The organism is Sedimentibacter sp. (genome assembly GCF_033447055.1).
Lineage (GTDB): Bacteria > Bacillota > Clostridia > Tissierellales > Sedimentibacteraceae > Sedimentibacter.
In genome coordinates this window covers 1-11,836 of sequence record NZ_JAWQJF010000004.1, presented here as the reverse complement: position 1 = coordinate 11,836, position 11,836 = coordinate 1, and the positions used below count along the sequence as shown (strand labels likewise).

The window sequence follows — 11,836 nt, the reverse complement described above, 5'->3', positions numbered from 1 at the left end:
GTTTTCGATTATTTGTCTTTTTTCATCAATACCAGGCGCAATATTCATTGCAGCATCTGTAATAATTAATAGTTTATGATATTTTTCTATTGAAAAAACTGCAGCATGGCTCAATACATTACCAGTTCTAAGTCCTATTTCTTTGTCAAGCACAGCTTTTAAAATAATGGATGTATCTATCAATCCTTTCATAACTATATCTGCTTTGCCGCTGCTTACAAGTGCTACTGCTTTCCTTGCTGCCTCATTTCCATCTTTCTCATCAATAATCTCGATATTATTAATATCGAAGTTTATTTTTTTTGAAATATCTATTATTTTATCCTTGTCTCCAACTAATACAGGAACACATATATTTTCATTTACAGCTGCTTTCACTGCTTTTAATACTTCTTCATCCTGAGCAAACGCTACTGATATTTTTTTGGCACCTTTTTTCTTAGCCAAATCTAAAATTTCTTCAAACTTTTTCATTATTTCACCTCGCACATTATATATAAGCAATTATCGTGCCAACTTTTCATGAACGCAAAAAAAAAGTTAAATAATGAAAATTCAATATCTAACCTTTTTTTACAATTTAATTGACTTTCTGTGAAATTTAATACTGCAGTCATTTGCGTGCAATATTTTGCAAGAGCGCTATTTGTGCAATATTTTGCAAGTTCTACTCTATTCCGTACTTCTCCATTTTATAATACAATGACCTTATGGAAATGCCTAACACTTTCGCAGTCTTCGTTTTATTTCTATTAAGCGTAATATAAACATTGCTAATATATTCCGATTCCGCTTTTTCTATAATTTCACTTAAATTAATGATATTCTCATTTTTTAACATAGCACCATTATTTATATGAACCTTTTTATTAGAATATAAATGAGGCAAATGTTCAGTTTGTATCACCTTTTCATTTATATTCATATTAATTATCGACCTTCCTACAACGTTTTCTAATTCCCTCACATTTCCAGGCCATTCATGATTAACTAAAATTCTTAATGCTTTATTTGATATGTCTACAATATTTCTTCCGTAATCATCATTAAATTTAACGATGAAGTTCTTGACTAAAATAGGTATATCTTCTTTTCTTTCCCTAAGAGGTGGAATAAATATTGGTAGTATGCTCAACCTATAAAATAAATCTTCTCTGAACTTACCTTCTTCCACTGATTTAATCAAATCAGCATTTGTTGCGGCTATTACTCTAACATCAACAGCAATTGTCTTGTTGCTTCCCACTCTCATTATTTCTTTTTCTTGAAGAACCCTAAGAAGTTTTGCTTGCGTATTCATACTTATTTCTGATATTTCATCTAAAAATATAGTACCTTTATTCGCTTCTTCGAAAAGCCCCTTTCTTCCACCTTTTAAAGCACCTGTAAATGAGCCTTCTTCATATCCAAACAATTCGCTTTCCAAAAGCGAATCCGAAAGCGCAGCGCAATTTACGCGTATAAATTTATTGTAATTCCTGCTGCTTTGAGCATGTATGGAATTTGCAAACAATTCTTTTCCAGTACCGCTTTCTCCCCTTAACAATACTGTCGCAGGAACCTTTGCAGCTTTTTCTATCATAATTTTTACTTCCCTGATTACTGCCGAATCTCCAATAATATCTTCCGGTTTATATTTATATGTGAGCTCTCTTAATTTTTTTTCCGCTTCTTCAAGTTTATCTGTTAAATCTTTAATTCCGGACATATCATGAAGCACTGCCACGCTGCCTTTCATAACACCGTTAACTATAATCGGAGCTGCTTGAGCTACAACAGTTTTTCCGCTTGGTCTTATTTTAAGCTTTGTGTTTTGAACAGGTTTCTTTGATGTCAAAACTTTCATATGAAGGCTTTCGCCTTCTTCGATGTCATACAATGCGTCTTTTCCAATAACATCATCATATTCAAGCCCTGTTATTTTCGTATATGCAGGATTAACCAAAATGTGTACACCTCTTTCATTTACAACACTTATGGCATCCTGTGTTGCAAGAAAAACGGCCTGAATCATTCCTTGATAATCCATAGTATTTATTTCATAGTTTGTATTTTCCATCCCCGCCTCTTTCCCGAAGAATTTTTCGTTATCTTTTGTCTAAATATTAATCGTACGTTTCTACCTCGGTATTTAATGCTTTCTCAATTACTTCGACATTAACTGAATCTTTGCTAAGAGTGATACTTTTGAATGATTCTTCCGTAACGCATTCGATTGAAATAGTATTTTGTCCTACTGCCGCTTCTGCTAAGTTTGCGCTAAGAACTAAATCACTTTTTTTCAATGCATTTACAATACTTGATGTTCCAGAAACAGTAACCGTAATTTCTTCATTTTCTGTGAGATTAATTTGTCTTCCTTCTTTAAGATTAATAAACTGAATATCAGAAGATGTAAAAACAAGTTCTTTTTCGATAACTTTTTCAACAGCAGCATTTACAACCGGTGTTGTTGTTAAATCTAAAATTGTCAATCCGTCAGTATTTAATATTTCTTTAGATGAAAGTATATTATTAAATGCTCCTGTTATATCTAATTCTTCTAAATTTAATTCCTTTATAGTATCTAAAATATCCTGTCTTGCTGCAATTCTTACTTTTTCCGGTTTTACAGTAACATTAACAAGCTGGTAGCCTTCATCAGGTGTGCCTGTAACAGATGGTATTAAGTTTACATATTTTGTAGGATAAACCGGAACCGAAACTTCAACATTACTTATTGGAACTGACATGAATATTTCTGTATCTTTTCCATCATAAATTCTCACAGGAACAGTTTTAACTATGTCTTCTTTAGCTCCATCAACATTTACAGTTGCAACTGCCAGATTAGCTGAATTAACCACACTTCTTGGTCCGGTAATTTTAACAGATGAGATATTTAGAGAAGCTAAAGATTTATAATAATTTTCTGACAGTGTTCCTTCAAATTGAACTGTAACATCCATGACTCTTGATATTATACTTTCAATATTACATGCTATTTGAGAAGGGTGATTACTTATAATTTCAACATTGCTTGGACCTATCACTTCTATATTAGCATTAGTAATACCTTCACCATATCCCAAGACATCAATATATGCAGAAAAGTCACTCTTACTTATCTTTTTTAATTCCTCTATAGTACCTTTTACTTTAACATTTACTGTAAGATTATCCTTGTCTGTGTTCATCATAACAAGATTTGAATTTGAAAGCGCAGGCAAATTTCTTATGGTGACCGGAATACTTGTATAATTATTTTCATACAATGGATTTGTTTCAACCATTATTACCATCCACAAAATTACCGATACAATAAGACAAGTAATTTGAATAATTAATTTATCGTTTTTTATCTTCATTACGGTTTCTCCATTTATCAATTAAATTTACTTTATCATTATCCATATAAATACCAGCAAGCAAATTCTGCAATTCTTCTATCTGAATATTTCTATAAAGTCTTCCTTCAACCGCATATGAAATATAGCCTGTTTCTTCTGAAACAATCAATGCTATGGCATCAGACTTTTCAGTCATTCCTATAGCTGCTCTGTGTCTTGTGCCTATATCTTTGCTCAAGAGATTATTTTCTGTAAGCGGCAAAAAACAACCCGCAGCCCTTATAGTATAATCCTTGATTATTACAGCTCCGTCATGAAGTGGTGTGTTAGGAATGAATATATTAATCAACAACCCACTCGAAATATTTGCATTCAGCTTTGTTCCACTATCTGTAATATCAGTCAGCCCTATTTTTTTTTCAAATATGATTAGAGCTCCTATTTTTTGTCTTGCTAACGAAGATGTGGCTGATACAATTTCTTTAATTACTTGTTCGGATGTTTGGGTATTTTTTTCATAACTCGACAAAGAAAAAGACGTTCTTCCAAGATATTCAAGCGCCCTCCTGATTTCCGGCTGAAATACAACTACAAGTGCAATTACGCCAACTTGAAATGTGTGATCTAAAATATATTTCACCATGTACAGATGAAATATCTGTGATATAGGTATCAATGCGACTAAAAGAACAATACCCTTCACCAGCTGCTTCGCTCTCATATCACGAATCAATAAATATCCATGATACAATACATAGTAAACAAGCCCAATATCAACTATACTGTTTAATCCAATGTTCGACAAAATTAATTTAATTTGCTCCATTCCACCACTTCCCCAAAGTTTCTGCTAATTACTTCATTTTACTACTCGCCATTCATTTGAGCCATTGTATCGCTGTAGGATCTGTTCATTCTTGATTTCGAATTTTCATCCAATTCATTACTTTCTACATAATCCATAATTGGAACTACTATATGTTCGGTTCTTCCGTCTTCAGTTGTACCCTTATAAACCCACAATGGTATATAATCGATATTTTTAATTAAAATTTCACCTGTTTCACCTTTTTTTTCTATATCAATGTCGATTATAACACCATCTTCGGTATATTTTGATAATGATTCTGTCATACCGTAAGGTACTAAAGTTTCAACTCTTTGGTTTGATAAAAAGTTTCCCATTGAAAATGCTACAAATTTTGTTCTACCTTCATATTCCAATATTTTAGTTGGTTGTATAACATGAGGATGACTTCCTAATATTATATCAACCCCTTCTTTAAACAACATGTCAGCTAAATTTTCCTGTTCCTGTGTTTGTATTCTTGAATATTCATTTCCCCAGTGAAGATAAGCTATCACAACATCCGCATTTTGCTCTTTAGCATATGCTATATCCTCTTTTAATTTTGTTTCATTAATGATATTTATCATAGTATCTAAATCTTCCGGTGATAAAAGCGAATCCAAGCCATTTACCATCTCAGTATAAGATAAAAAAGCAATCTTGATACCTTTTACGTCTTTAATTAAAACTCTGCTTTCAGGTTTTTTAATATAAGTGCCTATACTATCCATGCCCCTCAATTTGATTTGTTCGACAGTCCTTATAATTCCTGCTTTTCCGGTGTCCAGGCTGTGGTTGTTTGCTGTAGATAACACATCGAAACCGGCATCTTTAATTGCATCTAAAACCTCATCGGGTGCGTTAAACAACGGATAACCTTGATAAGCATAATTTTCGTTTCCGGCAGTTGTTCCTTCAAAATTAGCCATAGCCAAATCCGCTTCTTGAAATATACTTTTTACTGCTTTAAAACTATTTGTAAAATCATATGTTCCTGTTAAAGAGTTATATGCTCCATCAATTTGTGACGGATGAAACATTATATCTCCGGTTGCTTTTATATTTATGGTAACATCAGGAATTGGCTCTGGTTCTTTTTCCGTTTCTGACACTGTCTCTTGTTCAAGCATTTGCTGTTCTTCGTTTGACAAAATATTGTCTTCAGGAACCTTTATATTATTTGTAATTCCTTTTACTGCAAAAGCAGCTGCCGTTATGCCAAATATTACTACTAAACCCAATAAGGATACACGTATTCTCTTTTTTCTAAGTCTAGCTTTTCTGTTCATCTATTACCTCTTGAATTTAATTTCACACTTTAATTTTAACTTAGTGTGAAAGATTTTGCAATAAGTTAATTATTAAAAAACACTTAATTTTAACCTCATGTTCATTAATTATATCTTGGTTTTATTAAAGCTTCTTTTCCAAAACCAATTAAATCATATCTCTTTTCTTTTGTTAAAGCTTTTAATACTAAATCATAGTTTTCCTTTTTATTGTATTGAAGCAATGCTCTTTGCATCTGTCTTTCTTCTTTATCTTTGGGAACATAAACATCTTCGCCCGTTAAAGGATTGAATCCTGTATAATACATACAAGTTGACATAGTTCCGGGTGTTGGATAGAAATCCTGCACTTGTTTAGGAATATGTCCCATATCTCTAATATACTCAGCTAATTCAATAGCATCTTTCATATGAGAACCAGGGTGTGATGAAATAAAATAAGGCACAATATATTGTTCTTTACCTATTTCCTTACTGATATCATCGAATTTTTTTACAAATTTATTATACAAAACTATTGAAGGCTTACCCATCAATCTTAAAACCGATTCAGAAACGTGTTCCGGTGCAGTCCTGAGCTGTCCACTGACATGATATTTGCACAACTCCTCTATAAAATCATCATTACTATCATATATTACGTAATCATACCTTATGCCTGATCTTACAAAAACTTTTTTTATTCCCTCAACTTTTCTAATCTTTCTTAATAGCTCCAAATAATCCTTATGGTCTACTATAAGATTTTTGCACTTTTGAGGTGTAAGACATTCCTTATCTATGCACGCCCCATATATTTCCTGTTTTTTGCATGCTTTTATTCTAAAGTTAGCAGTAGGACCTCCAACGTCATTAATGTATCCTTTAAAATCTTTATCCTTTTTCATTTTTTCAACTTCGCTTAATATTGATTCATGGCTTCTTGCCTGAACAATCCTTCCCTGGTGAAAATTAAGTGAACAAAAATTGCATCCTCCAAAACATCCTCTAACACTGGTAATGCTGAATTTTATTTCATTTAATGCAGGTATTCCTCCAAAATCTTTATAAACAGGATGATAATCCATCATATAATCCAAATCATATACATCATCAAGTTCTTCCGTTGACAAAGTTTCCATTGGTGGATTTTGCACAACATATACTGTGTCATATTGTTCAATAAGTGTCTTTCCTGATTTAGAATCTGTATTTTTGTATTGAATTTTAAAACTTTCTCCATATTTTTGCTTAGAAGTTGAAACTTCAGCAAAAGAAGGAAGAATTATCGGTTCATATGGTCGCTGCCTATCTTTTGTTTTATAAACAGTTCCATTGATAAATGTAATTTCTTCTATTGGAATTCCTGAATCAAGAGCTTCTGCTATTTGTATTATTGCTTTTTCTCCCATTCCGTAAACTAACAAATCTGCACCCGAATCAAGCAATACCGATCTTTTTACACTGTCGCTCCAATAATCGTAATGGCTTAATCTTCTTAAACTTGCCTCAATTCCGCCGATAATTATTGGAATATGCTTATATGCTTCTCTGATTCTGTTAGAATAAACAGTTACTGCCCTGTCAGGTCTGAAATTTGCTTTGCCTCCAGGAGAATAAGAATCCGTTCTTCTTTTTTTCTTAAATGTCGTATAATGGTTTACCATTGAATCTATATTTCCTGAGTTCACAAGAAATCCCAGCCTCGGTTCTCCCAAAACTTTAAAAGAATTTATATTCTTCCAGTCAGGCTGAGCAATTATACCAACTTTATAGCCATATCTCTCCAATAGTCTCGATAAAATCGCCGCACCAAAAGAGGAATGATCAACATAAGCATCTCCTGTTACAAAAACAAAGTCACATTGATCCCATCCTCTTTTTTTCATATCGTCTTTATTTATAGGTAAAAAATCCATACTTCCTCCGTCATACTAACTTACTTATTCTGATTATACCATTATTTCGCAAATTAAAACAATATAAATAATATAACGCTTCTACTGTTATTATCGAAAAAAATAAAAAAATAAATAGGAGAATTGTTATCTCCTATTTAAAAAATTAAATTTATTCATTCTTCTATTATACAATCACTTCAACTGAGTCGCCATTTGCAAGTCCTGCAGCATTTCCTTCTTCAACATCAAGATGCATATCTAATGCATATTCAGGATTAACTCTTATTAATACATTTTCAAAAATTAATCCCCTTGGACCACCAACTTTTACAGATACAATATCTTTATCTTTTAGGCCGTATTTTTCTGCATCAGTTGTATGCATATGAATATGTCTTGAAGCTACAATTACGCCTTTTTCTAATTCTACTTCACCTTTTGGTCCAACAAGTTTAATCCCCGGAGTTCCTTCTATTTTTCCAGAATCTCTTATCGGAACTTCTGTTAATCCCAAAGTAAATCCATCAGATAGTGAAATCTCAACTTGTGTTTCTTTTCTTGCTGGTCCTAAAATTCTTACACCTTTAATGGTTCTTTTTGGTCCTACTAAATCAACCTTTTCATCACATGCAAACTGCCCTGGTTGGCTTAAATCTTTGATTGGTGTTAATTCATGACCTTCACCAAATAATATATCTATATGTTCCTTGCTTAAGTGAACATGTTTGTTTGATAAACCTACTGTTACTTTAAAACTCATGTTATCCTCCGTAGTATAATATTTTCTAAAAAAATTATAATATACAACAAAAATAATATCAACTGCTAAATTGACTTTTTTTAAATTAATTCAAATATTTAATTTTTTATATCTTTTTCATATTTTTTATACCAGAAAAAATATGAAATGCTTATAACAGCTAATATGGCGAAATAATAAAATGTATATTTTGTAATATAATTACCTTGCAATATTTTTGATAAGATGTAGAAAAAAATTGCTGCTAATACATATATTAATGTCTTTTTTTTATCAAAAACGTTATTTTTGACTTTTGTCTTATTGCCTTCCATATTTTTTCCATCTAAAATTTTATTATAAAAATATCTATTGTCCGGTAAAATATTATTTTTCTCCATTAATTTCAAAAAACTATTTAAGTCAATTAAATTAATTTCAAGTTTATCTTTGAATTTTTCAAGAATAGTATTTGCATCTTCACTTAATAAACTAGTATAAACCAACAATCCCTTTCTTATGTTGTTTTGACTCATATAAGAAATCATGTTTCTTAAATCTAATTTTTCAACTTCAATTTCTTCATTTAGTTTGAATATTTTTATGCAATAAATAATACCCTTATTTTCAGCTAAATACATGTGTCTGCCTTTATTAGCAAAATTATTCCATCCTTCTTTCTCAAGTAAAAATCCTGTTAACATTTCAAAATCTTTATTATTCATTTCGTTTAATTTATTTTTTAAATACTCCATTTTTGTTCGTGATATTATCTTTTCTTCTCCTTCTTCTTTTTTGCGACTGATATTTAACTTATTCATTAAAGTAAATACAACAAAAACCTGTACAGAAATTAAAATTGCCAAAATAAAATCAACAAACAATAAATAAATAACCAAAAATACAATTATACTCAAAATAATTTTATAAAGCATCAAATCAGTTCTGTAACTTAAGTAATTTCTAGTTCCCAATGCTTCCTTTATGAATATTTTGTTAATATTATTCTCTTTTAGCATAAAATCACCTCTTTGCAATTATTTCCAATTTGTTTAAATTTATGCAATAAAAAAACTGCCTTATAGACAGTTTTTATTCTTAAATACTGTTTACTGCTCGTTCAAGTTTATCCAGATACTTTATCGGAAAATATGCCAACAGCTCTTTAAATTGTTCTACAGTAAGTCCTTGTGTAGATGTATATATTTTTATTTTTTCATCCAAACTTGCATTAATAAATTCTTCTTTGATTTCTTCGAATTTTTTTTCCATCGTTCTCCTCTTATACACTTTATGGTATTAATATGTTGCAGGCGAAGTAATACATATAAATTCTGTCTTTCCTTCAGAAGGATTAAATAATTTATGAGGTACATTTGAACATATGTATATACTGTCACCTTCTTCGATTATTTCATTATAATCAGTAAAGTTCGCTATCAATTTTCCTTTTAATATTATTACACATTTATCAGAATCTATTATAATAAATTTTTCACTTTCCCATTTTCCAGAATTTAATGAACTTTTATAAACAGCTACTTTCATTTTGTTTTTGTGTTCATTTCCGACGTGAATAAGGAATTCAAGTTCCATATTATTTTCTGGAATCCAAAATCTTTGTCTATCTTCTTTTCTTGTTACAACTACATTGCTGCTTTCATCTAAAAAATAATATGGTGACACATTTAAAACTTTACAAATTTTACTTAAAGCCGATAACGACGGTTCTATTATATTTCTTTCAATCTGAGAAATGTAACTTGAAGTAAAACCTGATTTTTCAGAAAGATCATCTATTGTCATTTCATAAAATTTGCGTAATTTTCTAACCTTATTGCCATCCATACCAATACTCCATATTTCAATCAATAGAATGATATTACTCCAATATAAACCAATAGTCAATAGAATTCTGCGTTTTACACTTATCCGTTTTATCCTTTCTTAATCCTTTAAATGCAGGTTGCCACAAGCAACTATACTTTCTAATTTTGCTATTTGCATAACAAAAAGAGGTAACTATTAAAGCTACCTCATCTATCTTTTTTCTCGCTGCTGTCAAATAAATTTTGAAAATTGTCATCCTTTAGCCCAAACACGGCTCTTGCACTTTCTGCTTGTGGATTGTGTTTAATGTTTTTAGAATGGAATTTTCCATCCTCTTTTTTATTATTTTTTGTACTTTTCATTTTATTATCTGACATATAATTTCTCCTTAAGTAGTTTTTATTATTATGTCAGCTTTGCCATGTCCATATGCATAATTAAATGAATATAATCAATAATTTTATCAATCTCATATATGAAACTTTAGTTAACACTTGCTTGTTGAGGGATTTTTACTGCTTTTGTAACAGGCTTCCATATTACTTGTGCCAGGTAAAAATCAATCATGCTATGAACTACTGTCCCAACCCCGACAAGAAGTATAACTGATGTTACAAATCCCTTTGCATAGTAGCCTGAGCTCATGTTATTTCCAAAATAAAATGGTATTACTACAAGCACTTCACACAAACCGTGTATTAAGCCGATTCCAAACGAAAAAAGCTGTGCCGATTTTATTGATTTAATAATATCTGGATGTTTTTTCAAAATTAAAGATCCAATAACAGCAAATATTACATGTGATGCTGCACGAAAAACTATAACAATCGGAAATCCTGCCAACAAGAATCCCACTGCTGTTCCAACAGAAACAAAAATTGCAGTAGTTGGAGAAATAAACATTGCTATAAATATAGCTACATGACTTGCAAGCGTAAATGACGCAGGTTCCATAGTGATTTTAATAGGTGATATTATTGGTATTATTATTCCTATTGCACAAAGAAGCGCTGAAATTACCATTGAATTAAGTTTATTATTCCTTTTCATTTTAAATTCCTTTCCAAACTGTATTTATGTCTTGTCTTGTGTCTTGACACATATCTACATCATTATAGTAAAGTCTTACTATTCTGTCAATGTTTATTTTTGTTCTAAAATTATATTCTTATTTTTCAACGCTTTCATTATTCTATCGAAAGTATCGTCATCTTTACATTTAATTGTATGAAGATGAATTCCACCTGTCAATCTCATTAAAGGCTGCGCTTGGTTATTTTCAACTTTTTTCAAAAACAAATCGGCATCATAACGTGAAGATATATGAAGCTGCCCTACAATTTGTCCATATATGGGATGCTCAACCGTGACATCTAACAAAGTCCCGCCATTATCTACAACTGTATAAAGTTCTTCTGCCATATTAATATCATCATGACAACATGCGATTGTGTATTTTTTTTCATTTTTCTCCACTTCTCCATTAATTATATATCCTCTCGGAGTGGCAGATATTTTAATGCCTGAAGCACGCATAAGTGCTATATCACCGACTATTATCTGACGGCTAACAGAAAATTTTTTAGCAAGTGCTGTTGCAGTAATAGGTTCAATATTATTTCTCAATTCTATTTCTATTTTTTCTCTACGTTCTTCAGATGTCATAGCACTCTCCTTTAAAAAATTATATAAAAAAAGTCGGAGTGAAAGGATTTGAACCTTCGGCCTCTTGGTCCCGAACCAAGCGCGATACCAAGCTTCGCTACACCCCGACAACACTAATATTATATACTTTTATATATAGCTTGTCAATCCTTTCCGATGTTCAATTCACGAGCATAATAAAACAAATATTGCTGTGCATATCCTGAAAGACTGCCAAATTTATTTTCCGCAAATTTTCGTATTTCCTTATCATT

At 31.1% G+C, this 11,836-nt stretch carries 13 protein-coding genes, 1 tRNA gene and 1 pseudogene; all 15 read right to left on the bottom strand.

Annotated elements, in window-relative coordinates; translation table 11 throughout:
* Positions 1-474 (bottom strand): phosphate acyltransferase (locus tag SA378_RS00440; protein ID WP_318524027.1); only part of this gene is annotated, 474 nt, incomplete at its 3' end.
* Positions 475-667: 193 nt separating this feature from the next.
* Entirely contained in the window at positions 668-2,059 is a 1,392-nt protein-coding gene (locus SA378_RS00435; RefSeq protein ID WP_318524026.1) for a sigma-54 interaction domain-containing protein, read from the bottom strand.
* Between the two features lie 46 nt (positions 2,060-2,105).
* Positions 2,106-3,347, bottom strand: a complete 1,242-nt coding sequence (locus SA378_RS00430; RefSeq protein WP_318524025.1) for a YbbR-like domain-containing protein — start codon at positions 3,345-3,347, stop codon at positions 2,106-2,108.
* Positions 3,328-4,155, bottom strand: a complete 828-nt coding sequence (gene cdaA / locus SA378_RS00425; RefSeq protein ID WP_318524024.1) for a diadenylate cyclase CdaA — start codon at positions 4,153-4,155, stop codon at positions 3,328-3,330. Before cdaA ends, SA378_RS00430 begins: the two co-directional genes overlap by 20 nt.
* 41 nt (positions 4,156-4,196) lie before the next feature.
* Entirely contained in the window at positions 4,197-5,468 is a 1,272-nt protein-coding gene (locus tag SA378_RS00420) for a CapA family protein (RefSeq protein WP_318524023.1), read from the bottom strand.
* A gap of 104 nt (positions 5,469-5,572) precedes the next feature.
* Positions 5,573-7,366, bottom strand: coding sequence for a YgiQ family radical SAM protein (locus SA378_RS00415; protein WP_318524022.1), 1,794 nt, complete (start codon positions 7,364-7,366; stop codon positions 5,573-5,575).
* A gap of 166 nt (positions 7,367-7,532) precedes the next feature.
* Positions 7,533-8,108 (bottom strand): phosphate propanoyltransferase, encoded by a 576-nt coding sequence (gene pduL, locus SA378_RS00410; RefSeq protein WP_318524021.1) that lies wholly within the window; start codon positions 8,106-8,108, stop codon positions 7,533-7,535.
* Between the two features lie 98 nt (positions 8,109-8,206).
* Positions 8,207-9,106: a restriction endonuclease gene (locus SA378_RS00405; protein WP_318524020.1), complete on the bottom strand. Its 900-nt coding sequence runs from the start codon at positions 9,104-9,106 to the stop codon at positions 8,207-8,209.
* Positions 9,107-9,185: 79 nt separating this feature from the next.
* The gene (locus tag SA378_RS00400) at positions 9,186-9,359 is read right to left on the bottom strand and encodes a hypothetical protein (RefSeq protein ID WP_318524019.1); all 174 of its coding nucleotides are present in this window, start codon (positions 9,357-9,359) and stop codon (positions 9,186-9,188) included.
* 27 nt (positions 9,360-9,386) lie between these two features.
* Positions 9,387-9,935 carry a helix-turn-helix domain-containing protein gene (locus tag SA378_RS00395; RefSeq protein WP_318524018.1) on the bottom strand — a complete coding sequence of 183 codons (549 nt, stop codon included), beginning with the start codon at positions 9,933-9,935 and terminating at the stop codon, positions 9,387-9,389.
* Between the two features lie 188 nt (positions 9,936-10,123).
* Positions 10,124-10,294, bottom strand: a complete 171-nt coding sequence (locus tag SA378_RS00390; RefSeq protein WP_318524017.1) for a CPC_1213 family protein — start codon at positions 10,292-10,294, stop codon at positions 10,124-10,126.
* 106 nt (positions 10,295-10,400) lie between these two features.
* Positions 10,401-10,967 carry a hypothetical protein gene (locus tag SA378_RS00385; RefSeq protein WP_318524016.1) on the bottom strand — a complete coding sequence of 189 codons (567 nt, stop codon included), beginning with the start codon at positions 10,965-10,967 and terminating at the stop codon, positions 10,401-10,403.
* Positions 10,968-11,060: 93 nt separating this feature from the next.
* Positions 11,061-11,582 carry a transcription repressor NadR gene (locus SA378_RS00380; protein ID WP_318524015.1) on the bottom strand — a complete coding sequence of 174 codons (522 nt, stop codon included), beginning with the start codon at positions 11,580-11,582 and terminating at the stop codon, positions 11,061-11,063.
* Positions 11,583-11,615: 33 nt separating this feature from the next.
* Positions 11,616-11,689, bottom strand: a tRNA-Pro gene (locus SA378_RS00375).
* 36 nt (positions 11,690-11,725) lie between these two features.
* Positions 11,726-11,836 (bottom strand): annotated as a pseudogene (locus SA378_RS00370) (8-oxoguanine DNA glycosylase); the annotation flags it as partial.

Excerpts from the sequence above, each read along its gene's own strand:
- SA378_RS00385 (WP_318524016.1), bottom strand. The coding sequence starts at position 10,967 with ATGAAAAGGAATAATAAACTTAATTCAATGGTAATTTCAGCGCTTCTT.
- SA378_RS00400 (WP_318524019.1), bottom strand. The coding sequence starts at position 9,359 with ATGGAAAAAAAATTCGAAGAAATCAAAGAAGAATTTATTAATGCAAGT.
- SA378_RS00380 (WP_318524015.1), bottom strand. The coding sequence starts at position 11,582 with ATGACATCTGAAGAACGTAGAGAAAAAATAGAAATAGAATTGAGAAAT.
- pduL (WP_318524021.1), bottom strand. The coding sequence starts at position 8,108 with ATGAGTTTTAAAGTAACAGTAGGTTTATCAAACAAACATGTTCACTTA.
- SA378_RS00405 (WP_318524020.1), bottom strand. The coding sequence starts at position 9,106 with ATGCTAAAAGAGAATAATATTAACAAAATATTCATAAAGGAAGCATTG.
- SA378_RS00430 (WP_318524025.1), bottom strand. The coding sequence starts at position 3,347 with ATGAAGATAAAAAACGATAAATTAATTATTCAAATTACTTGTCTTATT.
- cdaA (WP_318524024.1), bottom strand. The coding sequence starts at position 4,155 with ATGGAGCAAATTAAATTAATTTTGTCGAACATTGGATTAAACAGTATA.
- SA378_RS00390 (WP_318524017.1), bottom strand. The coding sequence starts at position 10,294 with ATGTCAGATAATAAAATGAAAAGTACAAAAAATAATAAAAAAGAGGAT.
- SA378_RS00435 (WP_318524026.1), bottom strand. The coding sequence starts at position 2,059 with ATGGAAAATACAAACTATGAAATAAATACTATGGATTATCAAGGAATG.
- SA378_RS00415 (WP_318524022.1), bottom strand. The coding sequence starts at position 7,366 with ATGGATTTTTTACCTATAAATAAAGACGATATGAAAAAAAGAGGATGG.
- SA378_RS00420 (WP_318524023.1), bottom strand. The coding sequence starts at position 5,468 with ATGAACAGAAAAGCTAGACTTAGAAAAAAGAGAATACGTGTATCCTTA.
- SA378_RS00395 (WP_318524018.1), bottom strand. The coding sequence starts at position 9,935 with ATGGATGGCAATAAGGTTAGAAAATTACGCAAATTTTATGAAATGACA.